This is a genomic window from Pannus brasiliensis CCIBt3594, assembly GCF_036688125.1.
Taxonomy (GTDB): Bacteria; Cyanobacteriota; Cyanobacteriia; order Cyanobacteriales; family Microcystaceae; genus Pannus; species Pannus brasiliensis.
In genome coordinates this window covers 24,025-45,612 of sequence record NZ_JBAFSM010000035.1, presented here as the reverse complement: position 1 = coordinate 45,612, position 21,588 = coordinate 24,025, and the positions used below count along the sequence as shown (strand labels likewise).

Annotated in this window: 22 protein-coding genes; 6 read left to right on the top strand and 16 right to left on the bottom strand. The window is 52.6% G+C overall.

Features of this window, described 5'->3' with window-relative positions:
- Positions 1 to 72: 72 nt before the first annotated feature.
- From pstA to pstS, 3 genes are all read right to left on the bottom strand, one after another.
- Positions 73 to 966 (bottom strand): phosphate ABC transporter permease PstA, encoded by an 894-nt coding sequence (gene pstA / locus V0288_RS16855; protein ID WP_332866303.1) that lies wholly within the window; start codon positions 964 to 966, stop codon positions 73 to 75.
- Position 967: 1 nt separating this feature from the next.
- A complete protein-coding gene (gene pstC, locus V0288_RS16850) occupies positions 968 to 1,927 on the bottom strand; it encodes a phosphate ABC transporter permease subunit PstC (RefSeq protein WP_332866302.1) in 960 nt (319 codons plus the stop codon).
- Between the two features lie 108 nt (positions 1,928 to 2,035).
- On the bottom strand, positions 2,036 to 3,190 hold the full coding sequence (pstS, locus tag V0288_RS16845) for a phosphate ABC transporter substrate-binding protein PstS (protein ID WP_332866301.1): 1,155 nt from the start codon (positions 3,188 to 3,190) through the stop codon (positions 2,036 to 2,038).
- A gap of 464 nt (positions 3,191 to 3,654) precedes the next feature.
- Here pstS and V0288_RS16840 point away from each other — a divergent pair, with 464 nt between their 5' ends.
- Positions 3,655 to 4,398, top strand: a complete 744-nt coding sequence (locus V0288_RS16840) for an LmeA family phospholipid-binding protein (RefSeq protein WP_332866299.1) — start codon at positions 3,655 to 3,657, stop codon at positions 4,396 to 4,398.
- Positions 4,399 to 4,438: 40 nt separating this feature from the next.
- Here V0288_RS16840 and V0288_RS16835 read toward each other — a convergent pair whose 3' ends face one another.
- Positions 4,439 to 4,657: a DUF433 domain-containing protein gene (locus V0288_RS16835; protein WP_332866298.1), complete on the bottom strand. Its 219-nt coding sequence runs from the start codon at positions 4,655 to 4,657 to the stop codon at positions 4,439 to 4,441.
- 85 nt (positions 4,658 to 4,742) lie between these two features.
- Entirely contained in the window at positions 4,743 to 5,279 is a 537-nt protein-coding gene (locus V0288_RS16830) for a Uma2 family endonuclease (protein ID WP_332866297.1), read from the bottom strand.
- Between the two features lie 451 nt (positions 5,280 to 5,730).
- On the opposite strand from V0288_RS16830, the gene V0288_RS16825 reads away from it, so the two are divergent.
- Positions 5,731 to 6,150: a hypothetical protein gene (locus V0288_RS16825; protein WP_332866296.1), complete on the top strand. Its 420-nt coding sequence runs from the start codon at positions 5,731 to 5,733 to the stop codon at positions 6,148 to 6,150.
- A 117-nt stretch (positions 6,151 to 6,267) separates the two neighbouring features.
- On the opposite strand, the gene mutS is transcribed toward V0288_RS16825, so the two are convergent.
- Together mutS and V0288_RS16815 are read right to left on the bottom strand one after the other, a co-directional pair.
- Positions 6,268 to 8,931, bottom strand: coding sequence for a DNA mismatch repair protein MutS (gene mutS, locus V0288_RS16820; RefSeq protein ID WP_332866295.1), 2,664 nt, complete (start codon positions 8,929 to 8,931; stop codon positions 6,268 to 6,270).
- A 185-nt stretch (positions 8,932 to 9,116) separates the two neighbouring features.
- The gene (locus tag V0288_RS16815; RefSeq protein ID WP_332866294.1) at positions 9,117 to 9,821 is read right to left on the bottom strand and encodes a cytochrome b/b6 domain-containing protein; all 705 of its coding nucleotides are present in this window, start codon (positions 9,819 to 9,821) and stop codon (positions 9,117 to 9,119) included.
- 114 nt (positions 9,822 to 9,935) lie between these two features.
- On the opposite strand from V0288_RS16815, the gene V0288_RS16810 reads away from it, so the two are divergent.
- Positions 9,936 to 10,667: a TIGR00297 family protein gene (locus tag V0288_RS16810; RefSeq protein WP_332866293.1), complete on the top strand. Its 732-nt coding sequence runs from the start codon at positions 9,936 to 9,938 to the stop codon at positions 10,665 to 10,667.
- 167 nt (positions 10,668 to 10,834) lie between these two features.
- Here the strand turns inward: V0288_RS16810 and aat are convergent, their stop codons facing one another.
- On the bottom strand, positions 10,835 to 11,404 hold the full coding sequence (aat, locus tag V0288_RS16805) for a leucyl/phenylalanyl-tRNA--protein transferase (protein WP_332866292.1): 570 nt from the start codon (positions 11,402 to 11,404) through the stop codon (positions 10,835 to 10,837).
- A gap of 44 nt (positions 11,405 to 11,448) precedes the next feature.
- Between aat and V0288_RS16800 the strand changes: the two genes are divergently transcribed.
- Positions 11,449 to 11,790 carry a hypothetical protein gene (locus tag V0288_RS16800; RefSeq protein WP_332866291.1) on the top strand — a complete coding sequence of 114 codons (342 nt, stop codon included), beginning with the start codon at positions 11,449 to 11,451 and terminating at the stop codon, positions 11,788 to 11,790.
- Between the two features lie 283 nt (positions 11,791 to 12,073).
- On the opposite strand, the gene V0288_RS16795 is transcribed toward V0288_RS16800, so the two are convergent.
- Both V0288_RS16795 and V0288_RS16790 read right to left on the bottom strand, forming a co-directional pair.
- A complete protein-coding gene (locus tag V0288_RS16795) occupies positions 12,074 to 12,271 on the bottom strand; it encodes a heavy-metal-associated domain-containing protein (RefSeq protein ID WP_332866290.1) in 198 nt (65 codons plus the stop codon).
- A gap of 83 nt (positions 12,272 to 12,354) precedes the next feature.
- Positions 12,355 to 12,600, bottom strand: a complete 246-nt coding sequence (locus tag V0288_RS16790) for a hypothetical protein (RefSeq protein ID WP_332866289.1) — start codon at positions 12,598 to 12,600, stop codon at positions 12,355 to 12,357.
- 352 nt (positions 12,601 to 12,952) lie between these two features.
- Between V0288_RS16790 and V0288_RS16785 the strand changes: the two genes are divergently transcribed.
- Entirely contained in the window at positions 12,953 to 13,630 is a 678-nt protein-coding gene (locus tag V0288_RS16785) for a PEP-CTERM sorting domain-containing protein (protein WP_332866288.1), read from the top strand.
- A gap of 58 nt (positions 13,631 to 13,688) precedes the next feature.
- Here the strand turns inward: V0288_RS16785 and V0288_RS16780 are convergent, their stop codons facing one another.
- The 3 genes from V0288_RS16780 to V0288_RS16770 form a co-directional block, all read right to left on the bottom strand.
- Positions 13,689 to 14,369, bottom strand: coding sequence for a Uma2 family endonuclease (locus V0288_RS16780; protein WP_332866287.1), 681 nt, complete (start codon positions 14,367 to 14,369; stop codon positions 13,689 to 13,691).
- Between the two features lie 56 nt (positions 14,370 to 14,425).
- Positions 14,426 to 17,296: a DNA polymerase I gene (gene polA / locus V0288_RS16775; protein WP_332866286.1), complete on the bottom strand. Its 2,871-nt coding sequence runs from the start codon at positions 17,294 to 17,296 to the stop codon at positions 14,426 to 14,428.
- Between the two features lie 550 nt (positions 17,297 to 17,846).
- On the bottom strand, positions 17,847 to 18,278 hold the full coding sequence (locus V0288_RS16770) for a YraN family protein (protein ID WP_332866285.1): 432 nt from the start codon (positions 18,276 to 18,278) through the stop codon (positions 17,847 to 17,849).
- Positions 18,279 to 18,389: 111 nt separating this feature from the next.
- On the opposite strand from V0288_RS16770, the gene V0288_RS16765 reads away from it, so the two are divergent.
- Complete coding sequence (locus V0288_RS16765; RefSeq protein ID WP_332866284.1) at positions 18,390 to 19,310, top strand: metal ABC transporter solute-binding protein, Zn/Mn family; 921 nt, start codon at positions 18,390 to 18,392, stop codon at positions 19,308 to 19,310.
- A gap of 89 nt (positions 19,311 to 19,399) precedes the next feature.
- Here the strand turns inward: V0288_RS16765 and V0288_RS16760 are convergent, their stop codons facing one another.
- The 3 genes from V0288_RS16760 to V0288_RS16750 all read right to left on the bottom strand — a co-directional run bounded on the left by V0288_RS16760 (position 19,400) and on the right by V0288_RS16750 (position 21,232).
- Positions 19,400 to 19,732, bottom strand: a complete 333-nt coding sequence (locus V0288_RS16760; protein WP_332866283.1) for a hypothetical protein — start codon at positions 19,730 to 19,732, stop codon at positions 19,400 to 19,402.
- Positions 19,733 to 19,768: 36 nt separating this feature from the next.
- A complete protein-coding gene (locus V0288_RS16755; RefSeq protein WP_332866282.1) occupies positions 19,769 to 19,966 on the bottom strand; it encodes a hypothetical protein in 198 nt (65 codons plus the stop codon).
- Positions 19,967 to 20,251: 285 nt separating this feature from the next.
- The gene (locus tag V0288_RS16750; RefSeq protein WP_332866281.1) at positions 20,252 to 21,232 is read right to left on the bottom strand and encodes a methionyl-tRNA formyltransferase; all 981 of its coding nucleotides are present in this window, start codon (positions 21,230 to 21,232) and stop codon (positions 20,252 to 20,254) included.
- Between the last annotated feature and the right edge of the window lie 356 nt (positions 21,233 to 21,588).

Below are 21,588 nucleotides of genomic sequence, written 5' to 3'. Positions count from 1 at the left end.
GATGATAGAAGGGGGAGTGTGTCGATCGAACCGGGAAAAAAGCCCGCGATGTTTCCGGGCGATCGAATTCTCCTAATACATTTTCCGACGGGTCGCCAGTCGCGCTAACACGCTGGTTAACAGGACCAAAAACACCAGAATTAACGATCCCGCCCAGGCGAGTTCCTGTTGCGCCTTGAAAGGAACGATCGCGTAGTTATAGACCAGCACCGATAGCGTGGCGATCGGTTCGGTAACTCCCTTCGGCCAGAAATTCGAGAACAGCGCCGTGAAAATCAGCGGGGCGGTTTCTCCGGCGGCCCGGGCGACCGAGAGAGTAACACCGGTTAAAATCGCCGGTAAAGCGGCGGGAAGGACGATTTTCAGCACCGCTTGATAGTTATACGCCCCGACCCCGAAGGCCGCCCAGCGGATATCCTGGGGAACGATCTGTAATGCCTCGTCGGTGGTGCGGATAATGGTCGGTAACATCAACACCGCCAGCGCCACCGCGCCCGCGAGCGCCGAAAAGCCCAACAGACCTTTTTGAGACCCGAGTAACGGGGCGACTAACAAACCGTAGGCGAACATCCCCGCGATAATCGAGGGAACCCCGGCGAGAACGTTGGTCGCGAAACGTACCGCCCCGGCGAGTCGGTTATTGCCGCTGAACTCGGAGAGATACACGGCGGCGAGGACACCGATGGGAACGGCGATTAACGTGGCGAGCGCGACGACGATAATCGTCCCGAGAATGGCGTTCGCCAATCCTCCCCCCGTTAATCCCGGTGGTGGCGGTAATTTGGTGAATAAATCGAGATTAAGGCGGCTCGCCCCCCGGACGATGACGAAACCCAACACGGCGAATAGGGGGACGATCGTGAAAACCAAACACAGCCCGGCGAGTACGGTCATAATCGTCCCGAAAATCGATCGGGGATCGTCGGGCTTTTTCCGGAGATCTCTCGCTAAAGTCGCGCTATCCATACTAATACTTCGCTCTCACTCGATTAACGATCGCCTGTGCCAGAACGTTGACCACCAGCGTCAGGATTAACAGCACCAACCCCGCGTACATCAGCGCCGATACCTGCATTCCCGACGCTTCCGCGAATTGGTTCGCCAGTAACGAGGCGATCGTGTTGGCGGGTTCTAGCACGGAGGGGCTGATCCGATTGGAATTGCCGATAATCATCGTCACGGCCATCGTTTCCCCCATCGCCCGACCTAACGCCAGCATGATGCCCCCGACAATTCCCGAGAACGCGGCGGGAATCAACACCCGAAAAATCGTTTCCCAACGCGTCGCCCCCAATCCGAGGGACGCTTGCCGGAGATCCGGCGGTAGGGAGGCGAGGGAGTCGCGGGAGATGGCGATAATAATCGGCAGGATCATGATCGCGAGGACGATTCCCGCCGGAAGCATCCCCGGCCCCGAGGGAGGGGTACTAAAGAGGGGAATCCAGCCGAGAGTATCGTGGAGCCAGTTGCCGATCGGGTTAATCAGGGGAATCAGCACGAAAATCCCCCACAATCCGTATACCACGCTAGGAATCGCGGCGAGGAGTTCGACCAGAAATACGAGAACGGTGCGAATCTGTAGGGGGATAAAATTCTCGCTCAAAAAAATCGCCGCCCCTAATCCGAGGGGAACGGCGATCGACAGGGCGATGAAGGAACTGACCAACGTACCGTAAATCACCGGTAATGCCCCGAATTCCTCCCTACCCTGCACCGGGTTCCAGGCGCTAGTGGTCAGGAATCCTAACCCGTAAGCCCCGATCGCCGGGATCGAGCGAAAGAGGACAACGAGGGCGATCGACAGGAGAATTACACCGATACCGACCGCGAAGGCGGTAGTCAGGCCGATAAACGCTTTATCTAGGGCTTTTTCTCCCTCTGAACGTTCTTTAAAAGCACTATCGCGGGAAAAGGTAGGCGCGCTCATGATGAAATGTCAGTCTCTAGGGCTTGACAAAATGAATGTTTTGTGTACCGATGGGGAACCCCGTTTTTCCCCATCGAGAATGTTACTTTCGCTACAAAAGTTTCTTCCCTACTGTACCTTGATCTGGTAATCGGGGCTGATGTCATCGGCGACATCGGCGACTTTCTGACGGACGGTTAGCGGGAGGGGAACGTAACCGAGGGCGGCGGCCTGTTGCTGTCCCTGATTGAGTCCGTACTCGATCATCGCCTCTACGCCGATCGCTTTATTCTTGTCCGCGTACTTCGGATGAACGAGCATCCAGGTATAGGTGACGATCGGGTACGCGTTATCGCCGTCGGGATCGGTGATAAACGCCCGGAGATCGGCGGGAAGTTCGACCGACTCTAGGGTGGCGGCGGCGGTCGCGTCATCGGGGACGACGAACTTACCGGCTTTATTTTCCAGCGCGGCCATGGCGATGTTATTGTTTTTCGCGTAGCCGTACTCGACGTAACCGATCGCCCCCGGATTCTGCCCGATAGCGGCGGTCACGCCTTCATTCCCCTTGCCGCCGAGGAATTTTCCTTTGGTCGGCCATTGAACGGTTTTCCCTTCGCCGATCGATTTCTTCCACTCCGGGCTAACGGCGCTCAGGTGTTTGGTGAAAACGCCCGTCGTACCGCTCCCGTCCGCTCTGTGTACCACGGTGATCGGTTGATCCGGTAATTTAACCCCAGGATTGGCGGCGGCGATTTTCGGATCGTTCCACTTGGCGATCGACCCGTCAAAAATGCCCACGTACACGTCTCTAGGCAATTTCAGATCGGTCACGCCGGGCAGGTTGTAAGCGAGGACGATACTGCCGGCGGTCATCGGGAGCATTAACACGCCGTCCTTAACTTTTTTGATCTCCTCGTTCTTCATGGCCACGTCGGAAGCCCCGAAATCCACGGTTCCCTGGGTGAATTGCTCCACGCCGGCACCGCTACCGACGGATTGATAGTTTACTTGCAGTTTCGGCACTTCTTGATTTAACTGCACGAACCAGTTTTGATAGAGAGGGGCCGGGAACGACGCGCCCGCGCCGGTCAGAGAGACATTGCTTTCTAGAGGAACCTGCATCGCGGGTTGATTTCCCCCGGTGGTTCCCGTCCCGGTGGTTTCCGTCCCGGTCTCGGTTTTGTTTCCCCCGCAGGCGTTGAGCGACGTTGCTAACAGGGCGATCGAGGCGATCGTCCCTAAACGGGGAGAGCGAATAATTCTTCGATTCGAGATTGTCATAAACTGTATTTTTAACGCGTTAAGCCCCAAAAAATCTCATCATAATTATAGCACGCATTGCAATAAAATAAGTTAAGAATTGATTAAAGCCAAGGAAATAATTTCCGATCGAAACCATACTTCTCTGTCCCGAGATTCGGTTTTTTCTACTATCCAAGGTCGGAGTAGCTTAAGAGACACGAGCGCTCTAGAAGGAATAGAAACCGGCTTCGATCGCCCGTTCGCGTTTTTTACCGACAACCTCACCTTTTGGAAACGGCCGATTTTTTTCCCTTCTCTCTCGATATTCGACACCTGTAAAGATAAGAGTTGGAAATTCGCTCGTTCGATGGAAAGATTACGGGCTATCTTTCCGTCTTCGGGTAGGAAAATCGGTTTCTCTTTCAAGAGAGAGAGGTGATGCGGGATTTCTTCGGGCGATGGTGAAAGGGAATCCCGCGAGAACCCGATAATCCAGAAATCAGATGAGTCAAGATCGCGATCTAAGTGCCGTAGCTTTGAGTAAAATCGCCGAGGTCGGCATCGCCGGCCAACTCGATGAAGTGGAAGATCTCAACGTCGAGGTGAATACCGATCCCCTTCACATCCTACAGGGACAGGTGGAATCTCTCTCGATCGAGGGAACCGGATTAGTGATGAAAGAGGAATTACGGGTCGAGAAAATGGAATTGCAAACGGGAGCGATCGCCGTCAATCCGTTTAAAATTCCCTTCGGCCAATTAGAATTAACCGATTCCACGAGCGCGACCACGCGGGTAGTTCTAACCGAGGAAGATATTAACCGCGCCTTCCGATCGGATTATATCCAGAAAAAACTTCTGGATTTACCCGAAATCTCCCTAGAGGGAAAACCCATCCGTCTCGAACACCGACAGATAGAATTCCGTTTTCTCGACGGCAATAAAATTTTTCTGGCCGCGGAAATTCTCTGGACGGAAACGGGAGAGAAACGGGCGATCGCCCTGACCGCTATCCCGCGTATCGGCGAAGATCGGCAGAAAATCCGTCTCGATGACGTTGAACACGGCGAAGAAACGGAACTCTCTCCCGAAATCACCGCCGAACTACTACAACAGGCGCGTCATCTCCTCGATCTTTCCAATTTCGAGTTAATGGAAGGAATGCAATTGTTTCTCGACGAGATCCGGATCGATCGGGGTACGATGACCCTGGTATGTGACGCGCGCGTACAGCCGATTTCACTGTAAAAGTTTAGGGAGCGATCGGGGAGCTTTTCTAGCGGAAAAATTACCTCGATCGATCCCCGGCTAACCGAGCGGCATACAACAAACATTGTTGGATATCGACTAATTCTAGATCGGGATATTCTTCTAAAATTTCCTCGATCGGTTTCCCGTTCGCGACTAGGTTAAGGATCGGGGAAACGGGAATTCGCATTCCTCGAATACAGGCTTTACCCGTCATTATTTTAGGATTGAAAGTAATTCGATCGAGAGGATGTAACATCGATCGATCAAGAACGAATCCTACCAATTTACACGAGTTTCGATCGCCCTGTCCGAATTAGCGCGAGAAAGAATACTCGAACTCTCTAGGCGAATAAATCCCGTAAAGACACTCGAAAACCCGGCAATATCACCCGCGCACTCACTTCATCGGGACCTTGAAAAGCTAGGGTTCGTTCTCGCGTGACGATAAAAACCCGCTGACTTTCCGGGAGAATTAACCACACTTCCTCGCCCCCGGAAGCGAGATACTCGTCCGCTTTGGCGAATAAATCCTCGGCGGAATCCGTCGGCGAGACGATTTCCGCGATCGACGGCGGACTTTGCGGGATAGTGGCCCGATCGCTATATTCCGCCGCCAATTCGGGAGTGAGATAGCACACGTCCGGCCGGCGACCTTGCCGGAGGGTAACACAAGCGAGTTCGACGTAAAATTCTCCCCCCTGCCCCGATTCTTCAGCGTAATTTCCCCATAAACGGCAGATTCGAGACTTGAACTTGCTGTGTTTTACTGTCATACCTATTTTCTCGACTAATAGCCCGTTTACCCATTCCTTCCCTTCCGGGGGATCGGCGATGAAATCTTCGAGAGTAAAGGTTTCTTTCGGTAGGGCGATCGTCATGGGGGATTTTTCCCGGTTAACTCGTACTTAAAATTTTAATAAAATTTTACGGGATCGATCGAGCGTTCGGCCCGGCCTCTCGCTCGGTTTTTTGGCGCGGGATGTGATGCCGATCACCGAAGCGATCGAGCGTTCCTTTCACCGCCTCGGAATCCGAGAGCCTCCCCCGTGAATTATCAGGAACAATTGACAACAATTGAGAAATTTTATGAACTTTCGTTGCCGAGCTTTTCACGATTTTTTATAATACTATTGCCGCTGTCAATGTCAAAAACACTAGCGAGTCTCCATCTCTGACGTTACATCCCCGCTACACCATCGCTTCAATGTTACGCGGTCGATGAGCGCTCGCGAGATTTGATAGCCGGCTCGATACTGACCCTAGTACGAAACCTTATCCCGTAACGCTACTTTTTACGGGAAATCTCGATCTATTGCAATTTTATCCACCATGACATCGAATTTTAACCAATATCCCTTCAAGAACCCACTCGTACTCTCGATCGCTTCCCTGCTCATGTTCTCGATCACGGGTTGCGACTATCCCGAGGGTTTACTGGGAGATCTCCCGATCGACGTGACTTCGGGAGGGCTTTTTAATACTCCCGGCGCGGTAGTCGAGCCGGGGGTAGACGCTTTTCAAGCATCGAGCGCCTCGCCCGAGGGGATCGCTCCCGATCTCGCCGCCGATCTGAATGGCGTTTCCTTGCCCCCGAACAATATCACCCCGGACAATCCCGAACTCTCGAACGGTAGCGATCCGAACCCCGGCTTCCCGACGGAACCGGTCACGATTCCCGAACCCGCGGCCGCTCTCGGCCTCCTCGCGTTGGGAGTGGGTTCCGTTATCCAGCGCGAGATTAACCGCTAGGCTTTGTTGGATAGCGAGATTCGATCGAGGGTAAATTCGGTCCGTCACCCTCGATTTTTTTTCGCTAAAAAGTTAGAAAATCGGCTTCAATCCTCTTAAGCGCTCGCGATAACCCGTCTAGGCTTCTTCCCCTTCCGTCTCCAGTTCCCCGAAAATGTCTAACTGCTGGATCGATCGATGATCCGTTTCCTTCACCGGTTTAATCTTCTCGATGCCCTTTCGCAGACCGATCGCGATCTTACTATGCTTCTCGATCTGACCCATCACCTGAAGCGCGCGATCGATCACCGACGCGGGTAAACCGGCTAACCGTCCCGCCTCGATGCCGTAGGATTTATCCGCGCCGCCGGGCCGCACCTGATGCAGGAAAACGATCTCGTGGGGTAATTCCTTCACCGTTACCTGATAATTGGCAACATTACTTAAGATAGATGCCAATTCGTTTAACTCGTGGTAATGCGTGGCGAAGATCGTTCTGGCGCGGATTTCCGTGGCGATATACTCCGCGACCGCCCAGGCGATCGATAATCCGTCGAACGTCGCCGTTCCCCGACCGATTTCGTCCAGTAAAACCAGCGATTTTTCGGTAGCGTGGTTGAGAATATTGGCGGTTTCGTTCATTTCCACCATGAAGGTCGATTGTCCGGTCGCGAGGTCATCCACCGCGCCGACACGGGTGAAAATGCGATCGCAGATCGACATCCTCGCGCTTCTCGCCGGAACGAAACTCCCCGTCTGCGCTAACAGTTGAATCAATCCCACCTGACGCAGATAACAACTTTTCCCGCTGGCATTCGGCCCCGTCAGGATAATCAGATCCGGATATTCCACCCCGTCCCCGTCGCCTAAATCGCTAGAATTCGGCACGAAAAACGGCGATCCGATCGATTTCTCCACTACCGGATGTCTGCCGTCGGTAATCTCGACCAACCGGCCGGGGACGATTTCCGGGCGACAGTACCCCTGATAAACCGCCACTTCCGCCAATCCCGCCAACACGTCCAAAGCCGCCACCCGCGTCGCCACCTCCCGGATCTCGTCGGCGAATTCGGCGATCTGCGAGCGTAGATCGGTAAAAATCTCGTATTCTAACTGATGTAACTCGTCTTCCGCGGTCAGAATCCGACTTTCTTTCTCCTTAAGTTCGGGAGTGATGTAGCGTTCCTCGTTGACGAGGGTTTGTTTCCGGATATAATCTTTCGGGGCCTGATCCGCTTTACTTCTCGGTAAACTGATGTAATAGCCGAAAGTTTTATTAAAACTGACTTTTAGGTTGGAAATTCCCGTTTTTTCCCGTTCCGTGACCTCTAGATTCGTCAGCCATTGCATATCTTCTTTATAGCGCTGGCGTTGTTCGTCGAGTCCCGCGTCGATACCGTCCCGGATAATTCCCCCCTCTTTCAGATGTAGGGGCGGCGTTTCCACTAAATGCTCGATCACTCTGCGTCCCAACTGTTCCAGATCTCCGGGGACTTTCTGTAAGGTTTTTAAATAGGGCGATTTTCCCGTGCGGGCCAATTCCGCGAGGTCGGAGAGACGGACGAGAGATTCCGCGAGGGCGAGTAAATCCCGCGCGTTGGCGGTTCCCGCACCGACCCGACCGCTCAGACGTTCCATATCGTAGATTTCCCGCAATTTCTGCTGGATATCCTGACGGAGCGAGGTATTATCCTTTAACTCCTGAATCGTTTCCTGGCGCGCGTGGATACCTTTAATATCGAGGAGGGGTTGCAATAGCCAACGCCGTAAAGCGCGACTACCCATCGCCGTGACGGTGCGATCGATCGCCCACAACAACGACCCGTAAAAGCTACCATCCCTCACCGTTTGCGTGATTTCCAGATTTCGGCGTGTCTGGCCGTCGAGAACGAGGAATTCCGACACCGCGTAGGTGCGGAGCGGACGTAACGGTACTTGATTGGCTTTTTGCGTGTCCTCGATATATTCCAACAGTCCCCCCGCGGCCCGGATGGCGAGGGGTAAATGCTCACATCCCATCCCCTCTAAAGACCGCACCCGGTACGTTAATAAAAGACGGTTTTTCGCTTCGGTCAGACTAAACGGCGTTTGTTGGCGCAGGGAATAGCAGAAATTTTCCGGTAAACAGTCGGGTAAATGGTCGGATTTTTCCCCCGGACGGAGGAGGCGGTTTATATCGGGCGCGTTGGTGGGTACGAGGACTTCGGAGGGCTGTAAACGGGTTAATTCGACGGTTAACGAGTTGAGATGGCGGTCTTGGGTGGTATGGAATTCGCCGGTGGAGATGTCCGCGTAAGCGAGTCCCCAATTGTCCCCCGCGATCACGACCGCGGCGAGAAAGTTATTTTTTCTCGCGTTCAGCATTCCCTCGTCGGTGAGGGTTCCGGGGGTGAGGAGTTTGGTGATGGCGCGTTCGACCATGCGTTTCTCAGCGGCGGCCTCGGCGGCATCTTCCACCTGATCGCAAATCGCCACCGCGTAGCCTTTTTCGACCAATTGCCGGCTATAGCGTTCTAGCGCGTGGTGGGGAACTCCCGTCATGGCTACCCGGCCGATTTCCTTACCGCCGTCCTTGCTGGTGAGGATTAATTCTAATTCCCGCGAGATAATCGCCGCGTCCTGAAAGAAACACTCGAAAAAATCCCCCACGCGATAGAGGAGAAGCGCGTTCGGGTTCATTTCCTTGACCTCGATGTAATGCTGGAACATCGGGGTGATTTTCGATCGCTCTAGTCCGCGATAATCGGTGTGGGGCGCTTTCCGAGTGGCGATTTCTGGCTTTTGGTCGGGAGAATCGGTCATTTTCGGGCCGTGGGGAATGTACCTAGTTCTACTAGAACAGATGATCGGGCGATCTCGATCGTCCATTATTATCCTACAGCCGTTCCCATTGCAAGGGTTTTGAATTTTCGGGCGATCGCTCTTCCCGCGAAAATCACCGGCCGGTTCCTGACAGATACGGGAGATTTTCGAGGTTCGCGGGAGGTTTATTTAAATAGAGGCACGATCCAGGCGGCGAGAATCGCCGTTAGAATCAGCATTTCGAGGATTTTATACAGGTCGAGCGATCGAAGCCAAACGATCGCCGATTCCGCGCGGAATTTCGACCACCATTCGGCGATTTTTCCGGGCCACAGACGGGGACGATCTCGATCGCGCGAGTACCGATGTAGCATCGAGAGTAATAACGGTTTCCCGCCGACTTTCGCGCTCAGGAGAAGATGGAAGAGGATACAGAGCGTTAAAATCACCCAGGAAATCAAATGCGCGTAATACCAGGGGTGATGTAATTCCCCTTTCGGTAGCCATTCCGAATCCATCATCCGACCGCTATAAATGGCGAAAGCAAGCGCGAAGAGGGCGATCGTGTTCGCAAATCGGTGTAGACTGTACCAGAAAATCGGTTTTCCGGGTCGCGCTAGTTTTTGCAGGGAATCGCTCTGGATCAGTCGTCGGGAACCGCGACGGAACGCGTAAATGGCGAAGAACGGGAAGACGATCAGGGTATATAAGCCGAAAGTCCCGTGAATTCCCTCGATCTCTGGAAATTTCGGCAGGGAAAGGGTAAACCAGCGACTATCGTAGGTATCGTAAGTCCAGTATGCCGTGAGAAGGGCGGCGATCGAGCAGATCCCCGTCAATCCGTGCAGTACCCGCAGTAAAAAAGGTTGATAGGGACGAGATTCTTTCATCACCGGAAGGGCGTGTTAAGAAATATTTCTCGCATTGTAACCGTTCCCGACGGAGGCTGTCCCGACCCCCGCGCCCGACCGATACAATGGGGGGTACACTTTCCCGGTATACCTATGCTCGCTAATCCCTGGATTGTCGCCGTCCTTCTCAATACCGTTCTCTTGGGTATCGCCTTCCTCGTCCCGAAAAAGTTACTTACCCCGATGGGTTATCTCCACGCTTGGATTTTGGGGGTAATTGTCTGGGGAACGCTGGGATGGCGGGGGTACGCGGTCGTTCTCTTTTATTTTCTCGTCGGTTCGACCGTCACCAAGATCGGTTTGGAACGCAAGGAAGCGGAAGGGATCGCCGAAAAGCGATCGGGCGTGCGCGGACCGGAAAATGTCTGGGGTTCCGCTTTCGGGGGAACGATCTGCGCTCTTTTGACGTTAATTACCCCGGAACCGTGGCCGGGGTTACTGGTGTTGGGCTACGTGGCGAGTTTTAGTACCAAGTTAGCGGATACAACCGCCAGCGAGGTGGGCAAGGCTTACGGGAAAACGACCTATCTAATCACCACTTTAAAACCGGTGGCGCGGGGGACGGAAGGCGCGGTGAGTCTGGAGGGAACGATCGCCGGGATCGTGGCGGCAATGGCGATCGCCCTGTTAGGATGGGGGTTCGGTTCGATCGATCTCCCCGGCGTTCTCTACTGCATCCTCGCCGCGTTTATCGCCACCAATATCGAGAGTTTAATCGGCGCGACGTTACAATCGCGCTGGCAGTGGTTGACGAACGAGGTGGTGAACGGGATCAATACGGCGATCGGCGCGGTTATCGCGATTTTATTGGGATTTTTGCTGTGATTTTATAGCTTTCAGCGGTCAGATTGTCTTTTTTCGATATTCTAATTCAACTCGAATAATTAACCGCTATTAAGATGGAAACTCCCTATTTGCCAATTGCCTCCTGCCTCCTGCCTCCTGCCTCCTGCCTCCTGCCTCCTGACTCCTGACTCCTGACTCCTGACTCCTTACAAAAACTGGCAAGGACGCGATAGGGCGCGCTCTAATAACCGACTGTATTCTTTATCCGCGATCTCGTAAGCGCCGAATCTTTCTAGGTGGGGATTCTGCATCTGCGCGTCGAAGAGGAGGAAGCCGCGCGATCGCAGGTGTTCGACTAATTTTACCATCGCGACCTTAGAACCGTCGGGAATCCGATAGAACATCGATTCGCCGATAAAAACGCCTTTAATCGCGATGCCGAGAATTCCCCCGGCTAATTCGTCCCCCTCCCACGTCTCGAAACTATAGGCCCATCCCGCGCGGTGCAGGCGATCGTATATATCGATCAGGTCGTCGGAAATCCAGGTCGTCGCTCGATCGGCGCACCCGGCGCAAACCCCGCGAAAATCGCGATTGATGGCGACGCTAAAGCGATTTTGATTCAAAACTCGATTTAAGGATTTCGGATAGCGAAAACGCCCGTCTAACGGTATCAAGGCGCGAATTCTACTGGAATACCAAGCTAAATCCCCGCGCCCATCGGCCATGAGGAAATAGCCGCGCGTGTATCCCTGTATAATAGATGCGATGTCCACGACTCTCCCTAGAATTCCGCCTCTCTGTCTCCCGGATCGCGACCATGAGCGAAAAACCCACGCCCATCCCCCCTATCACTTTACCGCCAATCCAGAATCCGTCACAAGAGAAAGATTGGCTGAAGACCGGTTTACACCGTTGGTTAGACGAAGAATTTATTCCCGAAGCGATTAACGAAACGATCGCGGAACGCGCCAGTCAAATCTATCTCCGCCAACGAATGGAGGGAGAGAACGATCTCGGTTCCCTCGTCATCGCTATCGTGACGGAGATGCAGGCGTTCGATTTTCGGGAGAGTTTTTACAGCGAGTTCGCGATCGCTAACGCGGTGAGTGATTTAATCCTCGATAGTCTAGGGATCGATCGATGTTGCGGGCAGGGTTAGGGAAACGGGTGTCGGGTGTCGGGAGGAAAAGAACCTAGAGAATTTTGATGATTAACGCGCTTTTTCGTTTCGATAACAACCGGTTTTAGAAAAAGAGAATAATCAAGGCTAAAAATCCCAATAGGGAAAGGCCGGATTGTAGGAAGAGGGACAAGCTGAGAGTATCCATAACGTCACACTCCATTGATTCGCTTTACTCTCAGTATCTTTTAAGAGAACCCGTAATGACTTCACCTTTAGGGATGAAAGATCTTCGGCTAAAGGTATTGACAAAAACGACGATTTATGATTCTACCGTATGTCCGGCGGAGACGATCGCTTGTTCGATCGCCTCGCGGGAGGAATCGGTTTCGACGGTGACGGTTTTCGTGGCGACATCTACCGACACTTTGGCGCTCGGTTGCCGGCCGGTAATCGCCTTGGTGACGGTGTTCGCGCAGGCTTCGCAGGCGATACTGGGGACTTTCAGGGTGATGGTCATGGGAGTCGATTAGCGCGTCTATAGGCTCAAACTAACACGGGGAGAAAGCGATCGATATCAACGTCGCGAATGATTTAAGATTCCTACCACTTGAGAACGGCCGCGTCGATGCCCTGTTCGCGGCGGATTTTACTATCTTTCTCGAACCATTCGATGATCTGCTTGTGGCCGAGATCCTCGATGGGAATTCCCGTATCCCGCGAGATCAGGGTTAACAATCGCTGGGAGGAAATCGTCAATCGAGTTAGGAACTTTTCCGGGGAGGTCAACAGCGCCGCGTCCACGTCTAACGATTCATCCTCGGTTAAAAAATGCGTGTTCTCGATCATGTTCGTTTTCGGGGCGGTTAGATCATTTCCATTGTACGGTAGGGGCGCGGGAACAACGCGGTTCAAAAAAGGGTCATTCCGTGAGCGTCCGTACCGAACTCCACAGGCAATCGAGTTTCGATGATTTTGCCGGCCGAACGAACGCGTGTATCGGGGGGAGAGATTTCTCTCCAGTATCGCGCGGGTATAAACCGACGAAAATCGAGATGAGCTTAACGAAATGAGCGTTGTGGTAAGATTAGCGCGTTTACTCGCTCCTCAAGTCAATTAAAAAGCAAATCAGGCTATTTAATACCTCGATTTACCTGTTAATCATTTAACTGGAGGATAACCTTTGTTCCCAAAAATTGCCTTGACCTCTCTGACCGTGGCGGGGGTATCCGCGACAGCCCTTTTCGGGAGCGAACCCGCCCGCGCGGCGCTCGTTTACGACAACATCGGCGCGCCCGCCAACGGCTCGTCGTCCTATAATATTAGTAATTTCGCGCAGGCTGATGATTTCACGCTCACTAAAGCCGCTCGTCTCACGGATTTTACCTTTTGGGCTTCCTATCCCTCCGGAAACAGTTCCAATCTGAGCGATAACATCGGTTGGGCGATTTTCAACAATAACGCCGGGGCTGTCGGTAGTCTCATCGCTTCGGGTACGGATACCAGCGTGACCAAAACAGTCACGGGAGTCAATACCGCTCTGGGCGATCCTATCATCCGAGTGGATGGAGACTTCGGCGGCACGATTTCCCTCGCGGCCGGGACTTACTGGATTTCTTTCCGGGATGGAGCTTGGGGGTCTTTTTGGGACGGTACCGACGCGTTCTGGACGGGTGTTTCTCCCTCGATCGTGGGTAATCCGGCGCGCAGTGATTCTAATGAAAGGAATCCAACTTTTCCTACCTCCGTCGATCGTTCTTACAATTTCCGATTGTTCGACAATTTTGTTCCCCCGCCGATTGTCCCGGAACCCGGAACGATCGCCGGGTTATTAGCGGTGGGGGTTGTCGGCGCGTTCGCCCGCGTTCGTAAGGCATAAAATCCTATATTTCAGCAATTTTAACGAGAGGAAGGGTAAAACCTTCCTTTTTTTCGCGTTATAACGTCGTCGGATCGATGCCCAACTCCCGCAATTTAGCGAAAGCCCGATCGCGTTCTTGTTCGGCCCGATCGCGTTCGGTGAAGACGGCGGAGGGGTCTTGAAAGGGTTTTCCATCGGGATAATAAACTTCCAGACCATCGGCGCTCATCTCGAAGCGAATCCCCAGTAGGGGCGATGTCCACGGGAGATTCAGGGGGGTGATCGGCAGAAATTCCCCCTCGCGATCCGATCGCGCCCATCCCCAGAAGTCGCGAGAGTCCGGGTCATAAAAAAACATCTCTAACACCCCGTACTCGCGATAGAACAATTGCTTGTTGAGCATTTCCCGCGCGCTATTGCCGGGGGATAGAATTTCAAAGACCACCCGCGGGGCGATATCGTCCTCTTCCCATTGCTTGTAACTGCCTCGATCTGCTTGCAGCAGCGCTTCGCTCCCGCCGTCGGGACGACCGAGAACGACCATTACATCGGGCGCTTGGGCCGGAACCGGTGGCGCGTCCACCCGTCGCGGGTACCAGAGTAAATCGCCCGCGACAAACACGGTTTGTCCCTCGAATAAATGTTTCAGATTGGAGACTAGGCGGACGCTCCACCGATATTGAACCGTGTTGTCGGCTATGGGTTTACCGTCGGAGTCGGGGTATAGCGATCGAGCGTCGATCGATGTTTCAACCATACGGTAATTCCTCGCGATCGCGGTTTTGAAATAGTGCTATTGTACCTCGATCGAACTTATTTCGCTTCCATCCAGTTTTTCCCTGCTTTAATCTCTACCAATAGGGGGATGCTTAACTCGACGGCGTTTTCCATCGTCGATTTGATTTTCGGACGGAGGGTTTCCCATTCGTCGGTAGGCACTTCAAACACCAATTCATCGTGTACCTGTAGGAGTAATCGCGCCCGATAATCCTGTAAAACCTCGCGCATTTTCACCATCGCCACTTTAATAATATCGGCGCTCGATCCCTGAATGGGGGCGTTCGCGGCCGCGCGGAGTAATTGCGCTTCCTCGTTGCCCAATTTCAGCGCGTCGAGATCGATTTCATCGGGAGAAAGTCCCCGCAGTCGTTTTAACGCGGGTATCTCGAAATTAAAATAGCGTCGTCTGCCGAGAATCGTCCGCACGTACCCGTTAGCGATCGCTTCTTTTTTCACGCGTTCGAGATATTCAAAAATTTTCGAGTAGTTTCGGTGGTATTTCTCGATAAACTTTTTACTTCGATCGAGGCTTAATTTCGATTCCCGGGCGAATCTCTGCGCTCCCATGCCGTAGATCACCCCGAAGTTAATCGTTTTCCCGAGCGTTCTTTCTTCGGGAGTAATCTCTTCTTTTTCAAAGATTAATTGTGCCGTCACGGTATGCACGTCTCGCGCGTCGCGGTAGGCTTCTATCAATACGGGTTCCTGACTGAGATGGGCGAGAATTCGTAATTCGATTTGGGAATAGTCCGCGGAGACTAAGAGATAGCCTTCTTCGGGAAGGAAAGCCTGACGGATACGACGGGAGAATTCGCTTCGGATGGGAATATTCTGTAGGTTCGGATTGGAAGAGGATAAACGTCCGGTCGCGGTGATCGCTTGATTGAAATCGGTGTGAACCCGATCGGTTTTCGGATCGGCTAGATTCGGTAACGCGTCCACGTAGGTCGATTTTAATTTCGATAGGGTACGGTGTTCGAGAATGTAATCGATGAGGGGATGATCGCCCTGTAATTTTTCGAGAGTCGCCTGATCGGTGGAGTATCCCGTTTTCATTTTACGGGATTTTTTCTTGTTCAACCCTAATCTCTCGAATAGAAGCTCGCTTAATTGTTTCGGAGAACCGAGATTAAAAGTTTCTCCCGCCGCTTCGTAGGCTTTTTTTTCGATGCTGGCGAGGTCGGTTTCTAGCTGTTTGGAGAAGTTTTTTAGATAGGGAATATCGATTTTAATTCCCCGCTCTTCCATTTCACATAAAACGATTTCTAGAGGAAGTTCTACATCGAGAAGCAGTTTATCGAGTTCGGGAATTTCCGCGAGTTCCGCTTTCAGTTTCGGGGCGATGAGATAGGTGGCGTAAGCGTCTAAACCGCAGTAGTTGGCGATGGTTTCTATGTCGAGATCGGCGATGGTTTTTTCCTTGGGAATGGCGAGACTTTTATAACTTCGCGAGGTGATGCCGGAGAGATAGCGATCGCACAGATCCGAGAGTCCGTGGTTTAACTCCGGGTGCAGGACATAACTCGCGAGCATGGTATCGAAAACCACTCCCCGTAACGTGATTCCCTGATGTTGTAAGATACCCCGATCGAACTTGGCATTCTGTAAAACTTTCGGATAGCGATCGCTCTCTAAAATCGGTCGCAATTTTTCTAACGCTTCGTTACTATTGACATTCTGTCCGGTCGTGTGACACAGGGGAATATAGGCGATCTCCCCGATCCCTTCCCCCCAACAACAACCGATGCCGACTAATCGCGCCAGTCGGGGATCGAGATCGGTGGTTTCCGTGTCCCAAGCGACGGAATTTTCGGGATCGGTGAAGGTTTTCAATCGCTCGATTAATCCGTCTAATTTTTCTACACTATCGATGATTTCTGGCTGGATAACGATTTCCGATTTCGAGGGTTGAACGTCGAATAGGGATAACTGTTCGGAATCCTCGCTCACCGTAAAATTCAGTTCTATACTACCCCCTAAATGCTGTTGGATATAATCGAGCTTCTGTAGAAAAGTTTTCAGTTCTAACTGTTCTAGTATCGGTCGGACGAGCTTTCGATCGAACCCCTGGAGACGGAAACGCTCTCTATCGAAATTAACGGGCGCGTCTAGGGCGATCCTCGCCAGGAAACGGCAACTTTCCGCGTCGGCTTTTCCCTCGATTAACTTGGTTTTAACCGCTCCTTTCATCTTGTCTACATTCTCGTAAATCCCCTCTAAACTTCCGTACTGTTTTAAGAGTTCGATCGCCGTTTTCTCGCCGATGCCTCTCACCCCCGGAATATTATCCGATTTATCGCCGCATAACGCCTTAAAATCGACCACTTGAGTCGGGATAATCCCTAACTTACCCTCCACCGCTCGCGGGTCGAATTCCGCGTACCCCCCTCCCGAAGAATTCCGAACCGCGTTAATATCCAGATAGAGAACGCTGATTTTTTTCTTCTCATCTACCAACTGGAATAAATCCCGATCGCCCGTGAGAATCTTGACCGTATATCCCGCCTCGCTCGCCTGTCTCGCGAGAGTTCCTAGCACGTCGTCGGCCTCGTACCCCACCGAGGTGATCGTCGCGATATTCATCGCCTCTAACAGTCTTTTCAGGTTACTCAGATCCGGGCGAAAATCCTCCGGGGTTTCCTTGCGATTGGCTTTATAATTCGCGTCGGTTTGATGGCGGAAAGAAGGTTCGGCCAGATCGAAAGCGACCGCGAGATGGGTGGGATTCCGGGTTTCTAATAACTGGAGAAGGGAGTTGAGAAAGCCGAAGCAGACGCTAGTGGGAATCCCGGTAGAGGTGCGGAGAGTCCCCTGTCGCGAGGTACTAAACGCGTAATAGGCGCGAAAAGCGAGGGAATGACCGTCAATGAGAATTAACAGGGGATTTCGATCGAGATTCGTCATGATGCGGGTTAGGGCTGTCGTGTAGTGCTATTGTACACCGAGCGGCGGGAGGTACGGCCGTATCGATCGATCGCCCGCGGGGACGGATTCCGCGTTTTCCCGCTCGAAAATTGTTGAGGTTTGTGATGGATTGTTTGCGGATTTTGAACCATTGTAAACTTTGATAACAACCCCTTGGAATCCGCCGGAATGTTGTTATATTGGATACATCAAGGCACGAGGGAAGCGACACAACTTCCTAAAGGGAAAAGGACCTAGAGCCTGTGCCTCCCGCTCTAGACCGACGCGACAGACATCGAGATCGGGTTCTTATCGAAAGAGAAAAGTATGGATTCGCCCCGGTGAAGTGAGACAACCGCGGGATTCGCGAGCCATAATCATCACCTGAGTCGGTCAAATAAGAATCTGATTACCGTAAAATCGATAGCCTGTTGTGGTTGCATTGTAAACCTCTAGTTCTTTCGTTCATTTTTTAGGAGTCCAAATCGTTTTGTATAGCTGAAAGCCCGCCTCCGTAGGCGGGTATCTTGTTGTTCGGGTAACGGAACGCTTACCAAGCATTCTCGAAAGCGGACTCGATATATTCTTGGATTTCCAGTTCGTAATTTTCGATCGCCAAACGGGGATACGTTACCGAAAATTCCCGGTCTGTAGAGATCGCCCCGCGACGACACCGCACGATCGCCACATCGAAACGACAGGAAAGTTCCGTCCATCGCGGGTGCAGGGATAGGAAAAAACTGGCGGATTGAGAGATTTTTTCCTGTTTTCGGCGATCGATCGCCATGCGTCCCCCCGCGTCCCAATTTCCCGCGCCGCGAGTTTTCACTTCCACGAAAGCGAGGGTATCCGACATCCCGGAGAGCGCGATCAGATCGATCTCTCCCCAAGCGCTCCGCCACCGACGCTGTAGGATTTTCCATCCCTGTAACTCTAACCAGCGAGCGACTAAATTCTCGCCTAATTCCCCGACAGTCGCCATATTCTCCCGTTTCTCCAGCAATTATTCCCGATCGATTCTAGTGTAGTCTTTCCTGATCGATCGCCGCTCTCGCCGGGACTTACAATAGCGAAGGGGTTATCGAGAGTCAGCATGAAACGATGGATGATCGCGGGTTTATTGTTGGGACTGATCGCCTGTAACGCCCGATCGAATCAAGACGAGACCGGCAAACCGCGGGTAGTCTCCACCAGTACCATTATCGCCGACCTGACCGAACGCGTGGGCGGCGCGGAAATCGAGCATACGGGAATCCTCCAACCCGGAACCGATCCCCACGTTTACGAACCCGTCCCGGCCGATAGTATCGCGCTGGAAAAAGCCGATCTCGTGTTCTACAACGGCTACAATCTCGAACCCGGCTTGATCAAGCTGATGGATTCGGCGGGGGTGAACGCGAAAAAAGTTCCCGTGGGAGAGGTGGCGAAACCCCTAGACGCGTATAAAGAAACTCGCGTCGTTCCCGATCCGCACGTCTGGGGGGACGCGCGCAACGGCATCGCGATGGTGAAAAAAATCCGCGACGAGTTGATCGAACTGTCCCCGGAGGATAAAGCGATCTTTACCGCGAACGCCGATCGAACGATCGCCGAGTTAGAAAGTCTCGATCGTTGGATAAAAGCCTCGATTCAAAGGATTCCCCCGAATAAACGGCATTTAGTCACCACCCACGACGCGTTTCAATACTACGCGCGCGCCTACGGGTTAACGGTGACGGGAACGCTGATCGGCATCAGTACCGAGGAACAACCGAGCGCCCGCACCGTGAAAGATCTGGCGTTAGCGATAAAAAAAACGGGGGTTCCCGCTATTTTCGCCGAAACGACGCTCAATCCCGCCTTAATCACCACCGTGGCGGGGGAAGCGGGGGTAAAGGTCTCGCCACGGCGATTATATTCCGATTCGATCGGGGCGGAAGGTAGCGAGGGCGACAGTTACAGGAAAATGCTCGCCGCTAATACCCGCGCGATCGTCGAGGAGCTAGGCGGGAAGGTCATCCCCCTTAAGGAGTAAAAAAGTTTGACTCTCGATCGAATCGATTTTTCTATTAAAAGTCCGGTTATTCAAGAAATTTTCGGTTCTATCTCTGAATTTAAGAGATCTTATTCGGTTTCTCTCTCCCAGACGGTTTCGTAATCGCCCGTTAGCGGGTTCCGTACCCGCCATTCTAAAGGGCTGACCTCGATTAAATCGTACCCGATCGCCGTCCAGGGGGCTAACCATTCCGCCAACTCCCGCGAGTCGATCGGATGATCGAACGCGACGGGGAAAGTCTCGATCCCGGTCGCGATTCCCGCGGCGACGAGGTGGGGATCGATCGACGCTCGCGACTGTAAAGCGATCGTGTAGGTGCAGATCTGGCCGAAAGGCGCGGTAGGGGGAGCGATCGAGAGGGGAAACCCCGTCACTACCGGTTCGAGTAGCGTGGCTGTCATATTCGGTTCGTTGCCGCGAGCGCGGGGGAATAACGATTAACGGGAAACCGAGGCGCGGGTAGCTCGATCGAGACCGTTCCTACATCCGTCGGGATTGTCGGCCTCGACTAAGATGGTAGGGGTCGTTCCCGGCGATCGGGACGAGATGAGATGCTCGATAGTACCGATCGCTAAACGTCCCCAGACGAGAACCGTCGCGATGATGATGCCCGTTTGTAAGTGTTGGATGGTCATAACCGCTCCGCCTCACTGTATTAATACAATTGTACCAAGCGAGTCGGCGAAGTGTCAATCTCCCGGCGGGTGTTTTGTCCCTCCCCTAAACGGGGGATAATCCCGAATTTCCGTATTCCTAGCCCCGATACGGGTGAGAAAAAAGGGGAAAGGCCGATCCGTCCACCTTTGCCCCGAACCGGGAAGTCTGTCTTGTTTTTTAGAAAATGGTATAACTACCGATCGGGTCGGGAAAACCGAGCGCGCGATCGACAGGAGAGCCTTGAATTGTCGGGGAAGGTCTACTTACTCGGCGTTTTTTTTGAGTTCGCTAATTTCTTGTTCTAGTTCGTGAATACGCTGTAAAAGCTCGGACTTTTGTAATCCGAGGGTATCTTTCACCGAGGGGATAATTCGGGCCGCGTCGGTAATTTCCCCTCCTTCTAATTGAACTTTCCGGATTCTCAAGATCCCGTCACCGGTTAACACGTCAATATAACCATCCGAGCGCGATAGTTTCACGATCCGACCGGGAATTCTCCCGACATAACAGGGAGGCTCGCTGACCGGTATCGCCTCCCGGATAAATAATTTTCTCGATCGATAATAGGTATAAGCCCCGGTAGAAGGACACGTTAACGCGCGGATAAAACAGTCGATCGCGCGGGTAGAATCCGACCACCGGATCTCGTCATCTTCCGCTAGACGCGCGCACCCGTAAGTCGCCCACTCTCGCTCCTGCCGTCTGCCCGTGTAACCCTTGAGAAACTGGATCATCGTTTCGCCTAGATGCTGGCGTTGAAGTTCGTTTAATCGCTCGTACAGATCGGCGATCGTATCATCGAGAGCGATGGGGATAGCTTGTTGAAAGAGAATGTTTCCCGCGTGGGGTTCGGGAGAGATCTGATGGATCGTGATCGCGGCGTGAGATTCATCGTTGATCATCGCCCAGGTCAGGCTAGATTGACCGCGATAGCGGGGTAAAGGAGAATAATGAACGTTAATAAATTTCGACAACTTCAGGAGCGAGGGAGGCAAAACTTTCTCGTAGGAAGAGACCACCACGCAATCGGGTTGCATTTTTTCGATCAGGGATTTGATTTCCGCGAGCGAGAGATAGGAAAAAATCGGAATATTAGCGAGTCGCGCCAATCGGACGATCGCCTCGTCCTCGTTCGTCGCGGAGACCAGATCCCGAACGATCCCGCGAACGCGGCCTTTCGATACTAAAGATTCTAACGCGCTGAAACTCGTTCTACCAAATCCAATCAAGAGAATATCAACCATCTCTCACCCGTTTTTTGTCAATGCGAACCTTTCGAGGATTAAATATGTCTCGCGATTATAGTGATGCACTAATCTGATGGGAGAAAAGGCGTGTTCCGCGCGTCCTACCGGTAATCCTTCGGCCGATGTAGGGGCGCGGGTCACGGGCGAGCGAGGTAATAGGATGAAGGATTTTCATAGAATATTGAATAAAGTTGGATCGCTTTTTTTGAAGCACCTAAGTTGTTTTAGCGTATTTTTCCTATTGTACTTGTTTGAAAAAAATTACAAGGTCATAATGGCAGATTTTTTTGGTCAGAATTCATCCGATAGCGTTTCTCGAATCGGTAAACTGTCGCGCCCTGAATTTCTGGCTA

Excerpts from the sequence above, each read along its gene's own strand:
- V0288_RS16835 (WP_332866298.1), bottom strand. The coding sequence starts at position 4,657 with ATGTTACATCCTCTCGATCGAATTACTTTCAATCCTAAAATAATGACG.
- mutS (WP_332866295.1), bottom strand. The coding sequence starts at position 8,931 with ATGACCGATTCTCCCGACCAAAAGCCAGAAATCGCCACTCGGAAAGCG.
- pstS (WP_332866301.1), bottom strand. The coding sequence starts at position 3,190 with ATGACAATCTCGAATCGAAGAATTATTCGCTCTCCCCGTTTAGGGACG.
- V0288_RS16830 (WP_332866297.1), bottom strand. The coding sequence starts at position 5,279 with ATGACGATCGCCCTACCGAAAGAAACCTTTACTCTCGAAGATTTCATC.
- V0288_RS16760 (WP_332866283.1), bottom strand. The coding sequence starts at position 19,732 with ATGACAGCCACGCTACTCGAACCGGTAGTGACGGGGTTTCCCCTCTCG.
- polA (WP_332866286.1), bottom strand. The coding sequence starts at position 17,296 with ATGACGAATCTCGATCGAAATCCCCTGTTAATTCTCATTGACGGTCAT.
- V0288_RS16780 (WP_332866287.1), bottom strand. The coding sequence starts at position 14,369 with ATGGTTGAAACATCGATCGACGCTCGATCGCTATACCCCGACTCCGAC.
- V0288_RS16810 (WP_332866293.1), top strand. The coding sequence starts at position 9,936 with ATGCTCGCTAATCCCTGGATTGTCGCCGTCCTTCTCAATACCGTTCTC.
- V0288_RS16765 (WP_332866284.1), top strand. The coding sequence starts at position 18,390 with ATGAAACGATGGATGATCGCGGGTTTATTGTTGGGACTGATCGCCTGT.
- V0288_RS16825 (WP_332866296.1), top strand. The coding sequence starts at position 5,731 with ATGACATCGAATTTTAACCAATATCCCTTCAAGAACCCACTCGTACTC.
- V0288_RS16770 (WP_332866285.1), bottom strand. The coding sequence starts at position 18,278 with ATGGCGACTGTCGGGGAATTAGGCGAGAATTTAGTCGCTCGCTGGTTA.
- V0288_RS16790 (WP_332866289.1), bottom strand. The coding sequence starts at position 12,600 with ATGATCGAGAACACGCATTTTTTAACCGAGGATGAATCGTTAGACGTG.
- V0288_RS16800 (WP_332866291.1), top strand. The coding sequence starts at position 11,449 with ATGAGCGAAAAACCCACGCCCATCCCCCCTATCACTTTACCGCCAATC.
- V0288_RS16795 (WP_332866290.1), bottom strand. The coding sequence starts at position 12,271 with ATGACCATCACCCTGAAAGTCCCCAGTATCGCCTGCGAAGCCTGCGCG.
- V0288_RS16840 (WP_332866299.1), top strand. The coding sequence starts at position 3,655 with ATGAGTCAAGATCGCGATCTAAGTGCCGTAGCTTTGAGTAAAATCGCC.
- V0288_RS16750 (WP_332866281.1), bottom strand. The coding sequence starts at position 21,232 with ATGGTTGATATTCTCTTGATTGGATTTGGTAGAACGAGTTTCAGCGCG.
- pstC (WP_332866302.1), bottom strand. The coding sequence starts at position 1,927 with ATGAGCGCGCCTACCTTTTCCCGCGATAGTGCTTTTAAAGAACGTTCA.
- pstA (WP_332866303.1), bottom strand. The coding sequence starts at position 966 with ATGGATAGCGCGACTTTAGCGAGAGATCTCCGGAAAAAGCCCGACGAT.
- V0288_RS16815 (WP_332866294.1), bottom strand. The coding sequence starts at position 9,821 with ATGAAAGAATCTCGTCCCTATCAACCTTTTTTACTGCGGGTACTGCAC.
- V0288_RS16755 (WP_332866282.1), bottom strand. The coding sequence starts at position 19,966 with ATGACCATCCAACACTTACAAACGGGCATCATCATCGCGACGGTTCTC.